Genomic DNA, 15,240 nt, shown 5'->3' with positions numbered 1-15,240 from the left:
TTAGAATTTAAGTAGATGTTCTGCAAGCGTTTCGAGTGTAAACTTGTTGGTAATTTGAGAGTTTTCTGCTAAGACCGTAAGAGTTTGTGGACAATCAAGACAAAACTTTAGTATATTAGCGATCGCTTCACCCTTGACTTCAGGTAATACCCAACCATTTACACCATCTACAACCACTTCACCGCAGAAACGGGAAGCAATTATTGGTAGTTTCCATGCTTGTGCTTCTAATTGAGTTAGTCCAAACCCATCGGAGAGAGTCGGAAACAGAAAAATATCTGCTAGTTGATAATATTTGGCGGTTTCACTGCGATTAACACCACCTACCCAACGCACTTGAGTATGGTTTTGCAAGTATGAAGGAATTTGAATTCTTGGATGTCCTACAATCAAAAATTGAATGGGATATCTTTCTAGGTATTTTAGAGATTCTAAAACAGATGTAATTCCTTTTCTTAAAATAACTTGACCTAAAAATAACACACGTAAAGGTCGTTCTTGATTAAATGATTTGGGATAAGTGCGGATAAAATTATTTGCTGCATCTGGGGGAGTATAAACCAGAGGTACTATTTGGAGTTTCTCTGATTTAACTCCCGATTTTTCTAGTAGTTGACGTGACCAATAAGAATTTACCACAATGGCATCAGCTAGTTGACATTCTTCTTGCCAGGTTTGCCAATATTCATCCGGTGCAGGTTGCCAACTTGGAGAATATTCGGGATATTTTTGATACTCTTGAATAACAATTTTTTCTTCCCACAAACCCGGATCAATTTGACCTAAGACAGTATACCAGCCTTGTGATTTAGCAAATTTAAATAATTCTAATCCAGCGTAGCTATAGCAAAAGACAATTGGAGGGTTAGTAAATTTTTTAGTTAGCTGTCTGAGTTTTCTGATTGCTTGTTTTTGAAACCAATGATTACGAGCAATAATTGTTTCCCAGCCACAACGCTTTTGCAATTTTTGAGTTAGTTCAAAACGAAGTAGGGAGGTATTAAAGGCGTGGACTTTTGACTCAGGTAGTTGCTCATGAAAACGCTCTCTGATTCCTGATTTGCTAATCATTTGTAATGGAGATAAAGGTGTTACCCAAGCATCAGTGATGAGGTGAGCTAATTTCTGCCGTTGATGTAATGCTCTGGGAATTGCATAATGTTCTCTAGCTCCAATTTGGCAGCAAATCCAATTAGACATATAGGACTACTATTTAATTATTGAACAAACACGTAGTGGTGTGACAAGCTGAAAATGTTGCATTAGCCAAAGTTTATTCATCCGCGTTTATCCGCGTTTATCCGCGTTTTTACCTCCAAACTAATGCACTATTTTAGCCTTGTCACGCCAGTAGGGTGTGTTAGCGCAGCGTAACGCACCAAAGCCTTAATTTTTTTCATAAATCAAACCGGATTCCTATAATAATATTGATATCAAAGTAGCCAAGGGAAATAATTTAGCTGATAAGTGAGGTTAGGTGATCTTTCTCCAATTACTCTGGCTGGATTACCTGCAACAATAGTATAAGCTTCTACATCTTTTGTCACCACTGCACCAACACCCACTACAGCACCTTCTCCTATATTGACTCCTGGTAAAATTATTACACGATAGGCAATCCAGGCGCGATCGCCAATAATTACATCTCCACCTCGGTCAGCGAAGTCCGAGGATTGTGGATTATGACCTAAAGTTAGGATACTAGCTTCAGGACCGATAGAAACATCAGAACCCGTTTGAATTTTGTAATGGCGACCATCTAATAAACAGCCAAAATTAATCACATTGCGATCGCCTAAATAAATTTTTCTCCCATTTAAAAATTTACATCCCATCTGGATAGCAGTACCAGTACCTACTTGTCCTAGGTAAGCTTTGAGATAGGCTGTGCGGATTTTACGGGATGGCAGACTACTAATAATCTGATTGTAAGTATAGCTGAGAATGCTACCCGCAATAATTTTGGGGTTCATGATGTTTCACAATTTAAGCATAAAAATTCAATCTTCTTCTCCCCAAAATCGCTGATAAATAATTTCGGCATTTTTATTCCAAGAATTATCCTGTTCGTACTGTTGCCATTGAGGTAAGTCAATCCCATTTAACCATTGCTGGATGCCATCACGGATAGCTTGCCAATCATCCGGTTCCACAAATATTCCCAACTTATATTTCTGAACAACAGTACGCAAATTTCCGTCTCCTGCCGAGGCAATACAAGGCCGCTTATAAGCAACTGCGGCATTAAGAACACCACTGGCGGATTGAAAACTAGCACTATAGGTTAAGACAACGGCATCACTAGCATTAAAAAGATTGCCTACTTTGTCTTCAGGAATAAAATCAATTAACCAGCGACATCGGTCTGCAATGCCAAGACTGTGGGCTAAATCTTGATAATAAGTTACAGGTTGCTGAGTAGATGAAGAAACCTTGCCTGCTATCACTAGATAAACGTTGGGAAAGTCGGCGATCGCCTTTAATGCCAGATCCAAATTTTTGCCATCTCGAATATGACCAAAGGACAGTAGCACTTTTACTTGTTGGGGAATATCTAATTGCTTCCTAACTTGTTCTCGGCTTTGCTGAGGTAGGGAAAACTGATAAGAACCGTGAGGAATGACGGTAGTTTGCAGTTGAGGCATTGGTTTTTCTGTATCTAGGTCAATAGCTTCATGAACAAAAGCTTCTTTTAGAAACGAGTACCCACAGGCAATTGACCAACGATGCCACCACAATGGACCAATAACATAATTTCTTACTGGGTCATGAACAACTGATCCAAAGGTTACACCCTCTTTTGCTAGTTTACGCAAGGGAGCAACCCAAAGAGGGGCTAAATATTCTGCATAAGAACCGAATAAAACATACTGAAAACCTTCGTCTTGAATAATTTTAGCCAGTTTAGCGTAATTTTGCAGCATATTAGCAGCTAAGACTGCTTTTCGCACTAAGGCTAAGGGGAAATTAATTGCAGCTGTAGAGACTAAACTTTGCTTTATTGTATATATATCTGTCTTCTCTTTTTTGTAAGCTGGAGAAGTCAATAAGGTAACTTCAATGCCCTTACGTCCGAGAGATTTTGCCTGTTCATGGGCATAGTCTGCTATTCCCCCTGACCATGCGGGTGAGAAATAAAGTAAGCGACGATTGGAGTTAAACTTCATAATTATGAATGAAAAAACCAGACAATATCTAATCCTTGAGTTTTATTACAGGTCATAGATAGTAACTTTTATATTCTTATTCACTAAATGCTGCATAAAAAAATCTGCCTGCGCTAAACACCACGAAGTCTTGCTCGGCAATGATGACATTTTTTTGTACCTAAAATAAAGCCATTCCAATATCCTAAAATTCCCCAAAATTTCACATAGTATTCAAACTGTAAAACTTTTAACCAGGCATAACCAAAGTTATTATTTTTTAATCTATCTATCGCTGGTTGTAGCCGAATAAACCTTAAGCAAATACTAAAAGCTGGAAATAAGAAAAATATTAAACCTATCCATTTGAAAGGAAACCATAAAAATGCTAGCAAACTGATGATTAGAAACACAAACTCTAATAATAGTCTTCCGCCAACCAGCAAACCGTATTTTAGCCAAATTCCTGCTTCGCCAGCACCGAAAAAATTTCGGTACGCTTCTTTTCCAAACGCTCTTAATCTACTAGGACGTTCCCAACTACATCGTGAAATTGGCGCACACCCAACTTGATTAGTGGTGGAATGGAGTAATAAAGCAAAGACCATATCATCGGCAGCTAATGTTAAATCTTCTGGATAACCACCGATTTTTTTCCAAAGACTTTTACGGTATGCAATTGATCGTGAAGAGGCATGAGATTTGGGATTTGCTATTAACTTTGGCTGGTTGAGCAACTCATATTCTACTTTTGCCCAATTACAATTTATATCTTCCTTTTTAACAGCCCAACTGCCCATAACGGATTCTAGTTGTTTATTTTCTAATAAAGGTTTAGCGAGTTCTTCTAGCCATTCTTCTTCCCATTTACAACCAATGTCTGTGGATACAATAATATCATGTTTTGCTTGGGCGATCGCTAAATTACGACCACGGGCTACATTGCAACCAGCATCTTGAATAACTATTAGAGAATAAGGTTTGTTCGGTTGATAACTTTGCAGAAACTCCCAAGTGCCATCTCTAGAACCACCATCAACAATCACAATTTCGTTAGGTACATGAGTTTGAGCTTCCATGTCAGCGAAGAAAGACTTACATCCTTCACAATCATTTAAAACCGTAGTAACAAGTGAAATCATAAAATTAACTGCTAATAAATATTTCTTTGTGATCTACATTAGTAATCAAACATGATTGATGTCATCATAGATTGCTTATCGAGCAGACCATTTTGAACGAATTAAATTGTCAATTTAATTGTTGACAGACTTTTATCCATAATTTCATGTTTTGGGCAATGTTTTGGAAATAAGACTTCAAAGCTTCGTCCCAAAGGAAACCCTCCTGTTTTACAGCCCATTCTTCAAGCTTATCGGATAACTCAAGGGTAGCCTCGCTGTAGGTGGAAACAGGAGATAAGGGAGTTTCTAACAAGGACAACATATCATCAATCACTACCATCCCTGCTAATTCATGCCATAGGTCTTTATACAAATTGTGGGGAGATCGACGATGTTCAACGACTGGCGAACCTACTTTAATCCTATGTCCAACCGCTTGAACACACTTTTGAACAAAGAAACCACTAAAAATGTCCCCAAAACGGTCTAACTTCATCCCACCCACAGGATGCCCCATTTTGACATAGTAGTAAGCAGGAATTGCGTCTCTAATTAGTGCTGTATTTTGGGTATTAATTGGCATTAATGTGTTGGGGGCAAGGAGATAATCATTGGTAAATTTTTCTTTGACAATACAACGAGTAACCAGTCGGGTGGCTGCATCTACATCTGGATCACCTGACCAAAGACCGGCATTAATGGCAACTGTTCCAGTGGAAATTTCCGGGTCTATTCGTGAACATTCAAGTTGACGACGCTGATACGGAAATCCTCTAGCGTAAACTGTGTTTCCACCGCCTAATGTAGGAAATTCTACCTCCATCATGGAGCATAAATTAAACCAATTGTTGTACCCTACTGCGGTCATTAAAGAGGCTTCTTTGCCAACTGTAGAATGTCCTGTCAAGAAAGGCCAATTGTCTTTGGGATAGTTATCATCATCTATCGCAATAATGACATCACATTTATCTCGATAGGCCATGAGAAATCCTACGTTTCTGCGATTATCAGATTTCCAGGGAATTTCTGTTCCTAACTGAGGAAAAGGCTTGAGAAACGTATTTTGTTCTTCAACACCGATATAATACCAATGAAGTCCCATTTGAGTGTACTTTTCAACTTTTTTTCGACACTCAGGAGGCGTAGAGAGGTCACCAACCACATAAAAATTGACTTTTTCTAAATCCCCATAGCATTTAAAATGCTCATAATATTCATTAATAAAATCTCCTTCATAAATTGTGGTTAAAACAATACCGAATTTCATCTATATTTTCCTCTTTAATTCGTTTATTTCTCTAGTTAACTGTATAAACAGCTTGAAAATATTCATCGCCATCAAACTGTTCTCCCTCTAACCTTTTTTCTTCATAGCCTAAATTACTCAAGAAGTTTCTCAACTCATTTACACTACTACCAAATTCGGGAAGAGCAAAACCATGAACTTCAATAACCAGGACAGGATGCCATTTTTTTAAAATATTTTCAGCCCCACGTAAAACCTCTAATTCTGCACCTTCAACATCAATTTTAATAAGTTTAATTGCTAAATCAACTGCTTGCCAATAGTCATCTAGACGAGTATTCTCTACTTCAATTTCTAATGAATTATCCGAAGTTTGATTAAGAGAAGCTGTAACTGTCATATCTTTTGATGGAAGATAAAAAGAAATAGATTTTTGTCTAGAATTGGAAACAGCTTTAGAGACAATGGTAACTCGCTGGTTTAAGGAATTAAGAGTTATATTTCTTTGTAAAAGCTTCAAATTACTAATAACAGGCTCAAAGGCAAATACCTGACCTTGATGTTCTAATAATTTTGCTGCATAAAGTGTATGTAATCCAAAATTAGCTCCCACATCAATAAAGATGTCATTTGGTTGTAGATATTGTTGTAAGCTCTTGAGTGCAGCTAGTTCTGAATTTACATCCCAACGCCTAAGAGACTCATCCATTCTTAAGCATTGATCACTCACTTGTAAAGGAAATCCCTGAAAACCATAGCAAAATTTAAAAAATAGATTTCGGAGGAAATGATTAAATTTCATAAGATATATATCAGATTTTATTTTGTTAGTTTAACATTAAAAAAATCAAATAACAACTTGATTTTTATCCAATTTTTTAGACCTAGCAAATTACGTAAAATCATAGATAGCTTAGGGGAATTGCTGACAGAAAAGTATTGGTCTAACCATTTATATGCTAAATAAAGAGCCTGATTCTGAACACTCACTGAATGTTTGGTGGTGGACAAGAAAGCAATATCAAGATAAACTCGCATCAGATTTTCACATTGTCCTGATGTGTAAAATTGCTGATGAGATTGCAAATATTGTTGATTTAGTTTAATTGCCTTGTGTACTCCTTTAAACCACTTTTCAGGGTTTAGATTTTGACTGCGACATTCAGGCGTATGAATTCGGTATAATGCACCTCTATTTTCTCCATAAGCAACCTGACACTTACTCACTAACTTATACCAAAAGGTAATATCTTCCCCTAATAACTGGTCTAACTCCTCTGGCCAGTTATATTCAGGAGAAATAGCTGTACGTTTTATTAAAACAGCATGAATAGCCCAAGGGGCAAAGGCGATCGCACTATCTCTTAACTCCTGAATAGTTTGTCCAATTCCTGTTGGTTTTTTAAGAATTCTCGCAGGTTTATTTTCATCCTGAAATTCTTGCCACCAACCACCAATAATCTCAGCTTCCGGATTTTTATTAGCAACTTCCAACTGTTTTTCTAAGTGATCTGGTTCTAATAAATCATCCGCATCTAAAAATTGAATCCATGTCCCTTGAGAAAATCTGATCCCATAATTACGAGCAGCCCCTGGTCCCTTCCTCGGACTCGCCAATAATTGAATTCGTTTATCTTTTAATTGAAATTCTTTAGCGATTGCTGCACTATTATCTGTTGAACCATTATCGATTATCAACATTTCCCAATCAAGATAGGTTTGAGAAAGAACAGAGTTAATCGTTTCAGAAATATATGCTGCTTTGTTATAAAGAGGAGTAATGATCGAAATAGTCGGCATAGATTATTCTGTGTAAATCCAGACACTTACAGGCTAGTTTTGGTGAGGATTATCTCTGTAACTTTTCCAAACACCAATTATTTTTGTGCGGTACAGAGAAGATTTTCAATTCTTTCTAGGAATTGATTCTGTATTATATGAGGTTTAAACTCAGTTAGCGCCGTAATTTTCGCTTGTTGAGCATAGCATTTCTGCTGTTCTGGTGAATTCTTCAGCTTCTCTAAGGCAGATACCATAACCAGAGGATTTTTATCAGTTACACAAAGAGCGCGATCGCCTTTCCTTCCCCAATGAATAGCCGAACAATAATCTGGACCCCAAATCACTAAGGGTTTACCAAATTGGGCGTATTCAGTCAATTTAGAAGGAAAACTGGTTTCCATACGTCGCCGCAAAGCTGGGTCAAAACTCATAGTCACTAAAAACACATCAGCCGCAGCTAACCACTGATTTAACTCCTCTCTGGGGGCAAAGTCTAACCATAAACCGCGATCGCGCATTTCTGAGCGAAAATCTGCTGGCCAATTTGGGTTAGATCCTCGAACTTGTACATGAACCTTGGGATTTTCCTTTGTTACCTGAAGTAACTGAGCTAGAATTGCTCCATATTCATATAGGTTGCCAGAATAAATAACCCGTAAAGGAGATAAGAATTCATTATTTGCAATCTGATTTCTTACAGTTAATTCCTCCTTCAGCATCGCAGGGATAGGAAATAGAACCGTACTATTGGGATGTGAACCCAAAGCATTCTTCATACCCTGTGAGACACAAAGCGCTAAGTTAGACTGCTGGTAAAGTTGCTGAAAACGCTTTTTTAATACCTGACGTAAAGGTTGATGAACACTAGGAATATCCGGCCACCAATCATGAAAAATTGAAACTAAGGGTAATTGGTAACGTTGAGCAAATTTTTGTGCAGCCCAGCAGCCATCACCATGAGCGACAGTCAAAACTATGGTCTTGTCGTCGGTTTGACAATTAAAAGGTTTTTGAAAGTAATTGAGCATTACACTATCCCAGTTACTTCCATAATCTATGACCTCTAAATCATGACTCCAACGATGAAAGCGAGTATATTTTAGCCTTTTGATGAATTTAGTTGGCCATTTATAAGTTTTACTATCATCTGGATTAGGCACTATTGAAACAGCCCATCCATCTACTTGATTTAAATGACGATATAGGACAACCTGCCCAGCACTTGTGGGTTGAGGTGAAACAGAAGAAATTACAATAATTTTTGGCTGCTTCACATCGTTATACTGAGTAGAAATCATCACGAGTGAATTTCATATCTAATTATTTCTGGTATGGGATTGTTGGCAAATACTGGTAACACGCTCAACAAATAGATGATGTATTTGCTCTGCGTTCAGTACAGTCTCAGCCACTCGACGAGATCCTTCACAAGCTGAACGCCAAGTGATCAAATCGTAGATAGCAGGGTAAACCCAGATTGATAGCGTTTGCAATATTCTAGGAGGTTAATAGTGCCGATGAGATTGTGTTGCACCAATTGTAAACTACTGGTTTTACCATCCACTCCCGCCAAAACACTGGGGTTAGCAGCAGCATCAATTACCCAATTAGCGGGAGGTAACGCATCTACATCACTGCTGTGACGAATATCACCATGAATTACCTCAATTCCTCGTTGCTGTAAGGTTGATTTATTCAACCAACTACCTGAGCGCGATAGATTATCAATGCCAACAATTTGATATTCTGGAAAGTAATCTTGTAATGCTTTGGCTAAGGTAGAACCGACAAAACCACAAATTCCTGTAATTAAAATTTGCATAACAATGTGGTGAAAAGTAATACCTTATTAGGTTATATTTAAACTTTTTTTAGATAAAAAAATAAGATTTAAGGTATCTCTTAATTTACCCAATTTTCAAGTCTCAGTCCCGCAACTCGTCCAAACTCTTTGAGATTATTGGTGACTAAAATTAATCCCATTGAACGTGCATGGCCAGCAATCATTTTGTCATAGGGTCCGATAGGAGTACCAAGCTTTGTGAGTTCCGCTTTAATTTGGCCAAAATGAGCGGCTGCTTTAGCGCCAAAAGGTTCAATCTCCATGCGGGCTACCAAGTTTTCAATGGTCTGCAAGTTTTGCTCTGGAACAGCAGATCGTTCTGCGCCAGAAATAAGTTCGCCAAGGGTGACACTAGAGATAGACATCTGTCTATCATGTTTCTTAAACAAGGCTCGCACTTGGGGCGGTTTATTTTTCATCGTGTAGATCACGATGTTTGTATCAAGCATATACTTCAGCATCCTTTCAACAAACTTCAAAAAGACTCCCGAATTTGCTCTTCTGGCTGTTCACGAGAGGTCATGAAGTCTGATGACACATTATAGTTATCAAACCAAGTGTCCCAAGATTCCCCGCTTGGGGTAATTATGCGGGTGTTACCCACCGCAATAATGGTTACTTTTTTTACGGTTTCTGGCAACTCGACGATTTTGGGTAAACGAACAGCTTGAGTTTTATTCGTTCTAAAAACGTTGGTCTGTACACTGCTCATAACACACCTCTATTAATGGATATACAAACAGTATATCCTAAATGAGGATTGCAGCGATTTTCATCATTTAATACCTTGAGCAGGCGCACGTTATCGCAATACCTGTTCATATAGTTCGATGTACCGCTTTGCTGGCAATTCTAAGGAATATTCTGCGAGGGCGATGTCTACGACGGGCTACGCCTACTCTCGACAATTTTCACTCATTTTCTGCTGTGGTTAAAAGTGATTAATTAAGTAATGGGTGAAATCTATAGTCACAAGTCAAAGATTAATATAACGCATTGCTAGTAATTCTAAAGTGATGTGCTTATAACACGAGCAAGATTTAGTTCACTCAAAGCCATATTTAAGCCTCTCAGGGAAGCTTCATGAAGACGACGCTGGTTAGGAGCTAACCGCCAGCGAAAATAATATTGAAGAAGTTTTCTCCGCCAAGTAATTCTTGTGGGGAATTTACCTCGAAGCGAATTTAGCATTGTTGTAGAGTAAGTCATTCCCTCTACTAATCTCTCAATATAATCTAGTTGGAGACGGGAAGCTGGAATCAGATGGGTCATTTTGAGTGACGTAAATTGACCCGTACCTAAGCCCATATCACAAGCAGTGAAAGCCAAGTCAGAATCTCCACAAGAAGTTAATTGCTTGCCCTTACGATCTAATTTAATGCGCGTATTTTGGTTGTATACTGATTCAGCGTACTTTTCAGCTACAAACTTACGAATGCAAAGACCAGCACCACAAGGTGTTGTTTCATGCTGATGTAGCAAGTTCGACCACTTATCTTGGTCAAATTCTCGAATTGCTAGCATTCCCCAATATGGCTTTGTCCATTCAGGTGGTTCTATTTCAAACTCTCCTCTAATTTGTCCACCCCAAGCGCCAATAAAGGGGTAATCTTTACCAATTTTAAGAACTACTTCTAAATAATCATCATCTAAAACATTATCATCATCTACAAAAACTAATATTTCTGCTTTAGCTTCTCGTATTCCCCTTAATCTAGCAGGAGTTAAGCCAAGTTCATCTTCACGAATATGGTGTGAGTGCGGATGCCAACTCAGATCAATTTCTGAGGCAAGCAATTTATCACTAGCATTATCAATTAAAAGCAGTTCCCACGTATTTACACATAGGGTTTGATTTTTCAATGCTTCTAATACTTTTGTAAGATAGTCCTGCCGGGGGTTATGAGTGCATATTATTATACTTAAATTAATGTACATATTTCAACTGATTCTTATTGATTCTTTAAACATTTGAGGCATCAAATCTATTTGAGGTATATGCTTTGCTACCAATTCTGTGATATAGGCAAAATCTCCAGAAAATAGGTGAGATAGTTCATGAGCTACTGTATATGATTGTAAGCCAAATATATCCCGAACATAAAAAAGAGATGTTGAAGTTGCGGAAACACAAGCAATCAAATTGATATCTTCAATAAACATTTCTATAGGCCAGTATATTGGCAAATTAAATTCTATTGGATGGAGTTCTTGAAACTGAGTTGCAAGTTCTTTGAAGAAAGGTTTATTAATTCTAGGATGTTCTTTCCAAAGTGGAGTTAAATTATTTTCTTGAAGAGTATTAAAAATTTTATAGTACATATTAAGTTCTTGTTCCCAAGACATTAATCCCCATCTGGCGAAACATTGACCTGTTACTAAAACGTAATTCTGTGATTTTGAAATAATTTGTTTGTAAAAATCAAGCTTTATACTTGCTCGGATCTTTTGAATAGTCAAAAGAATGAATTCATTGTGAATTTTGATGATTTTACAATCAAGATACTGGGGTACAGGTAAAATATTATTTAATAACAAGTATGATCTGGTTAGACGGTCAATATGTTGGCGACATAAACCATAATTTTTGAGTCGATGAGAAATATTAGTATTTTGAATTCGTTTTTGAATTTTGTATTTAGCTACTCCTGGTTTAAATATTAATTGAAGGTGATTCAATCGCCAATCTTCTTGCGGAACATAAGTATGTAAACCATCTTCATATATTGAGATTTCTGCATTAGGAAAACTTTCTAATATCAATTTTTCGGCTGGATCAGTTAATTTACCTATCCAAATTTCTGGAAAAATATTTATACCAATCTTTTCTTTAATTGCTTGTAATAGTTCTAAAATTTCAAAATTTGAATAAGTAATAATATTGCTATATAGCAAATCATCTACCCAAATAATTTTTTGCCATGTCCAAGCTAAGGATGCTATTTCCATCATCACCTTCTTCATACCATTAGATAACCCTGGTGCATATAGAAGAAGATAGTCATCAAAAACAGAAGAAGTATGATTAGAAACTTGTGATAAAGCAGATATAACTACTATTAGCTGCCAAGTTCCATTCGCAACAATAAGACGATTCATTAAATGTATATTACCTCTAATTTTCGTTTAAGTCTAATTTTTAGCGAACAAAGTAGGTTTCTAATCTTTCCAAAGCAATCCAAAAACCTTCCCCTTCGTTTTTATGTCCCTGCCAAATTTCAGGAATAAAGGACGCATTGGGTGCAGTCTTCTGTAAGTCTTCTGCTAAAGCGGGAAAGTCAATTTCACCTTCACCAATCTGTAAGCCTTCACCATCAATACCAGCAGCATCAACAATATGTAAGTGAGCTGCATAAGTACCAACTTGTTGAATAAATTCTTTGAAGGAGAGATGATAATAGTTACAGGCAAGTTTTGAGTGAGAAATATCTAGACACACGCGATAGTTATACTTTTGGCAAAACTCTACTGTATCTTGAGGAGTCACAAATAAGTTTAAATAGAGTTGTCCACCAAAGTACCAAGGGAAGGGCGGTAAAGTTTGAGGAATAATTTCCACTCCCTTTACATCAACTTCTGATAAGCTCTCTGCCACTATTTGGTATAATCTATCTCGTTCTGTGGCAGAAAGGAAAGCATCTTGAGTAAAACCACCAACGCTAGCAACAATTAGAGGTTTGGTAGCTCGACTAAAAAATGGCTTGAGTGATCTTGTAACATCAACCACTCTTTGTAACTCTTGAATCGATCTGCGACGATAAGCTTCGTCTTCAGCCGCTAAGTTCAATATGAAATCTCCAGAAAATAAGTCTGGACTATGAACAACTAGATCAAGGTCGTAAATACGATCAAAGTAGTTATGCACATCCACTTCCATATCTTTGTAACTGAGATGGAATTCTAAAAAATCAGGGTTAGATTTAGTCAGAATTGATTTAAAGTCATGGTAGCGAACAGGAACTCCCCAGGGACGCTTGAAGTTATAAGGTCGTGCTTTTACCTGTTCTACTTCCAAATCGCTAGGATAGAAAAAATCTCCTGCTTTTAAGGTTCTTTTTGCCTGTTTCCCAATTAGTTCTGTTTTACGGTTAGGTTGTAAACCTTTGCCTGGACTCTTGACATCAATAATTGCTTCAGTAATGGTTTGTCCTGCCTCAAGATCGCAATTAATCACTAGACTCTTTGCCAAGTTTTCTCGGTTCATTAACTCCCCTTGGCTGAGGTATCGTTTTCCTGCTGTACCCAGAGACTGCTCAACTTGGCGAATTCCCTCCACCATCAGGCGAAACTCATCTGGTAACAGGCTAACTTTGTGATCGTTGCCTTCCATTGTTTTGTCTAGGGTGAAGTGTTTTTCAATCACCTTAGCACCCTTAGCTATGGCAGCGATCGCAATATTAATTCCTCTCTCATGACCAGAGTAACCAACGGGACAGTCGCCAATTTCCTTTAATCGCTCTATGTAATTGAGGTTAACATCCTTAAATGGGGCTGGATAGGTTGAATTGCAGTGAAGTAGCACATACATAGCTCCCAATCGCTTGAGTAAGGCCACTGCTTCGGATATTTCTTGCTCTGTGGCCATCCCTGTAGAACATAGCAATGGCTTACCTGTTTTCGCTAAGGCTGTTAAAAGATCATGGTTTGTTAAATCAGCAGATGCAACCTTATATGCCTGCATCCCGTACTCCTCTAGCAAAGCCAGACTTTCTAAATCCCAAGGAGTACATAGAGCTAAAATTCCCTGGGAATGACAATAGTCGAAAGCTGCAAACATTTCTTGGGGAGTTAGTTGAAAGCGGGTTAGTAAATCTAGTGTGTACTGTGAACCTAAATCCTCACTGGCATCATTAGCATTCCCGGCGTTGCTATAGAGAGATTTGAGATCCCGTAGTTGAAATTTGGCACAGTCGGCTCCTGCTGCTATGGCTGCATCAATTAACTGTTTTGCTAGTTCCAGACTACCGTTATGATTGTTACCAATTTCAGCAATTACAAAAGTCGGAGATTGGGCATCAATAATAAAATTACCAATGCGGATTTCTGCGTTTTTACGGCAAGCAACTGCTACTAAATGACGGTTCTTATCTAAAAGCGGGATAAATTCAATTTCCTTGGAAAAATCAGCCTTAATTTTTGCCGGGTCTTCTGTGTAGTCAATATATTTATAATTTTTATTAGAAATTTTAGAGACTGGTTGATTTAAATTAATAGTGTCTTGCTGCACTAACCAACGGCGAAAGTCTCCATCTGTGAGGACTCCTTCTAAAACGCCGGATTCTGTAACTGAAAAGATAATGCGATTTTTGTTGTCGCTGATTTTTTTCAGGGCATTTATGATATCGTCTTCAGCGAAGACAATATATTTGGATAAGTTTTTATCTATGATCATTTTATTTTTAATTAATTTTTAGACTAACTGTTTACTCAGCAGAAATTCCACATACTCAAAATCATTTAAAGAATCTATGTCATAACTTTGCTCTTCATTCATAACAAACATAGAAATTTTGCCCCCCAATCGGTTATTTAATTCTTTTAATACCCAAGGTTTAAAGATGTAAATTGAACCATTTTCCATATATTGGGGATTCATATCTTGACGACGCTGGCGCTGGCGGTAGTCGTAGTTAATAGACTCAGTAACACCGTTGACCTGATGCCAAAGAAAGCGATGGGTTGGGGAAACAGAGAGTAAGGAATCTGCATTTTCTGACCGCAACTGCTCAATAGCATGATCAATATCTGAGCCAGTACGCAAGGGAGATGTACATTGTAAGAATACAATAAGTTCCGGTTTGATACCTGTTTTTTCAATTTCAGTTAAAGCATGGATAAGCGCAGATTCGGATGATGCAGTATCTGTTGCCAGTTCTATGGGACGTTGAATAATTTCTGCCCGATAGCTGCGTGATACAGAAGATATTTCTGGGTCATCGGTGGTGACGTAGATGCGATCAACCAGTTGGGCTTCTTGTGCATCTAATATAGAATGGGCGACCAGGGGTTTATCTGCAAGGGGACGAATGTTTTTACCTGGTATGCCTTTGGAGCCTCCTCTTGCTGGAATAACTACTACAATTTCCATAATCATCAAAA

The 15,240-nt window shown here is 37.8% G+C and carries 15 protein-coding genes; all 15 read right to left on the bottom strand.

Features of this window, described 5'->3' with window-relative positions; translation table 11 throughout:
• Entirely contained in the window at nucleotides 1-1,200 is a 1,200-nt protein-coding gene (locus ACM0OW_RS15305) for a glycosyltransferase family 4 protein (RefSeq protein ID WP_414550963.1), read from the bottom strand.
• Between the two features lie 233 nt (nucleotides 1,201-1,433).
• A complete protein-coding gene (locus tag ACM0OW_RS15300) occupies nucleotides 1,434-1,973 on the bottom strand; it encodes an acyltransferase (protein WP_414550961.1) in 540 nt (179 codons plus the stop codon).
• Between the two features lie 27 nt (nucleotides 1,974-2,000).
• On the bottom strand, nucleotides 2,001-3,167 hold the full coding sequence (locus ACM0OW_RS15295; RefSeq protein WP_414550960.1) for a glycosyltransferase: 1,167 nt from the start codon (nucleotides 3,165-3,167) through the stop codon (nucleotides 2,001-2,003).
• 113 nt (nucleotides 3,168-3,280) lie between these two features.
• Nucleotides 3,281-4,288 (bottom strand): glycosyltransferase family 2 protein, encoded by a 1,008-nt coding sequence (locus ACM0OW_RS15290; RefSeq protein ID WP_414550958.1) that lies wholly within the window; start codon nucleotides 4,286-4,288, stop codon nucleotides 3,281-3,283.
• Nucleotides 4,289-4,397: 109 nt separating this feature from the next.
• A complete protein-coding gene (locus ACM0OW_RS15285; protein WP_414550956.1) occupies nucleotides 4,398-5,537 on the bottom strand; it encodes a hypothetical protein in 1,140 nt (379 codons plus the stop codon).
• Nucleotides 5,538-5,568: 31 nt separating this feature from the next.
• The gene (locus ACM0OW_RS15280) at nucleotides 5,569-6,225 is read right to left on the bottom strand and encodes an FkbM family methyltransferase (protein ID WP_414550955.1); all 657 of its coding nucleotides are present in this window, start codon (nucleotides 6,223-6,225) and stop codon (nucleotides 5,569-5,571) included.
• A 110-nt stretch (nucleotides 6,226-6,335) separates the two neighbouring features.
• On the bottom strand, nucleotides 6,336-7,316 hold the full coding sequence (locus tag ACM0OW_RS15275; protein ID WP_414550953.1) for a glycosyltransferase family 2 protein: 981 nt from the start codon (nucleotides 7,314-7,316) through the stop codon (nucleotides 6,336-6,338).
• A gap of 77 nt (nucleotides 7,317-7,393) precedes the next feature.
• Nucleotides 7,394-8,596, bottom strand: coding sequence for a glycosyltransferase (locus tag ACM0OW_RS15270; RefSeq protein WP_414551116.1), 1,203 nt, complete (start codon nucleotides 8,594-8,596; stop codon nucleotides 7,394-7,396).
• A gap of 149 nt (nucleotides 8,597-8,745) precedes the next feature.
• Complete coding sequence (locus ACM0OW_RS15265) at nucleotides 8,746-9,120, bottom strand: NAD-dependent epimerase/dehydratase family protein (protein WP_414550952.1); 375 nt, start codon at nucleotides 9,118-9,120, stop codon at nucleotides 8,746-8,748.
• 80 nt (nucleotides 9,121-9,200) lie between these two features.
• Nucleotides 9,201-9,620: a type II toxin-antitoxin system tRNA(fMet)-specific endonuclease VapC gene (gene vapC, locus ACM0OW_RS15260; RefSeq protein WP_414550951.1), complete on the bottom strand. Its 420-nt coding sequence runs from the start codon at nucleotides 9,618-9,620 to the stop codon at nucleotides 9,201-9,203.
• Complete coding sequence (gene vapB / locus ACM0OW_RS15255) at nucleotides 9,617-9,853, bottom strand: type II toxin-antitoxin system VapB family antitoxin (protein WP_414550950.1); 237 nt, start codon at nucleotides 9,851-9,853, stop codon at nucleotides 9,617-9,619. Before vapB ends, vapC begins: the two co-directional genes overlap by 4 nt.
• 296 nt (nucleotides 9,854-10,149) lie before the next feature.
• Entirely contained in the window at nucleotides 10,150-11,079 is a 930-nt protein-coding gene (locus ACM0OW_RS15250) for a glycosyltransferase (RefSeq protein WP_414550949.1), read from the bottom strand.
• A 3-nt stretch (nucleotides 11,080-11,082) separates the two neighbouring features.
• Nucleotides 11,083-12,240 (bottom strand): polysialyltransferase family glycosyltransferase, encoded by a 1,158-nt coding sequence (locus tag ACM0OW_RS15245; protein WP_414550948.1) that lies wholly within the window; start codon nucleotides 12,238-12,240, stop codon nucleotides 11,083-11,085.
• Between the two features lie 40 nt (nucleotides 12,241-12,280).
• The gene (locus tag ACM0OW_RS15240; protein WP_414550947.1) at nucleotides 12,281-14,533 is read right to left on the bottom strand and encodes an N-acetylneuraminate synthase family protein; all 2,253 of its coding nucleotides are present in this window, start codon (nucleotides 14,531-14,533) and stop codon (nucleotides 12,281-12,283) included.
• Nucleotides 14,534-14,551: 18 nt separating this feature from the next.
• Nucleotides 14,552-15,229 carry a cytidylyltransferase domain-containing protein gene (locus ACM0OW_RS15235; protein WP_414550946.1) on the bottom strand — a complete coding sequence of 226 codons (678 nt, stop codon included), beginning with the start codon at nucleotides 15,227-15,229 and terminating at the stop codon, nucleotides 14,552-14,554.
• Nucleotides 15,230-15,240 lie beyond the last annotated feature (11 nt).

The organism is Anabaena sp. CCY 0017 (genome assembly GCF_963920885.1).
Lineage (GTDB): Bacteria > Cyanobacteriota > Cyanobacteriia > Cyanobacteriales > Nostocaceae > Nodularia.
This window is presented reverse-complemented; position numbering and strand designations above follow the sequence as displayed.

What these genes read in the sequence shown, in the direction of transcription:
- ACM0OW_RS15285 (WP_414550956.1), bottom strand. Translation starts at nt 5,537, where the DNA reads ATGAAATTCGGTATTGTTTTAACCACAATTTATGAAGGAGATTTTATT.
- ACM0OW_RS15295 (WP_414550960.1), bottom strand. Translation starts at nt 3,167, where the DNA reads ATGAAGTTTAACTCCAATCGTCGCTTACTTTATTTCTCACCCGCATGG.
- ACM0OW_RS15245 (WP_414550948.1), bottom strand. Translation starts at nt 12,240, where the DNA reads ATGAATCGTCTTATTGTTGCGAATGGAACTTGGCAGCTAATAGTAGTT.
- vapB (WP_414550950.1), bottom strand. Translation starts at nt 9,853, where the DNA reads ATGAGCAGTGTACAGACCAACGTTTTTAGAACGAATAAAACTCAAGCT.
- ACM0OW_RS15265 (WP_414550952.1), bottom strand. Translation starts at nt 9,120, where the DNA reads ATGCAAATTTTAATTACAGGAATTTGTGGTTTTGTCGGTTCTACCTTA.
- ACM0OW_RS15300 (WP_414550961.1), bottom strand. Translation starts at nt 1,973, where the DNA reads ATGAACCCCAAAATTATTGCGGGTAGCATTCTCAGCTATACTTACAAT.
- ACM0OW_RS15240 (WP_414550947.1), bottom strand. Translation starts at nt 14,533, where the DNA reads ATGATCATAGATAAAAACTTATCCAAATATATTGTCTTCGCTGAAGAC.
- ACM0OW_RS15270 (WP_414551116.1), bottom strand. Translation starts at nt 8,596, where the DNA reads ATGATTTCTACTCAGTATAACGATGTGAAGCAGCCAAAAATTATTGTA.
- ACM0OW_RS15250 (WP_414550949.1), bottom strand. Translation starts at nt 11,079, where the DNA reads ATGTACATTAATTTAAGTATAATAATATGCACTCATAACCCCCGGCAG.
- ACM0OW_RS15305 (WP_414550963.1), bottom strand. Translation starts at nt 1,200, where the DNA reads ATGTCTAATTGGATTTGCTGCCAAATTGGAGCTAGAGAACATTATGCA.
- ACM0OW_RS15235 (WP_414550946.1), bottom strand. Translation starts at nt 15,229, where the DNA reads ATGGAAATTGTAGTAGTTATTCCAGCAAGAGGAGGCTCCAAAGGCATA.
- ACM0OW_RS15275 (WP_414550953.1), bottom strand. Translation starts at nt 7,316, where the DNA reads ATGCCGACTATTTCGATCATTACTCCTCTTTATAACAAAGCAGCATAT.
- ACM0OW_RS15280 (WP_414550955.1), bottom strand. Translation starts at nt 6,225, where the DNA reads ATGGATGAGTCTCTTAGGCGTTGGGATGTAAATTCAGAACTAGCTGCA.
- ACM0OW_RS15290 (WP_414550958.1), bottom strand. Translation starts at nt 4,288, where the DNA reads ATGATTTCACTTGTTACTACGGTTTTAAATGATTGTGAAGGATGTAAG.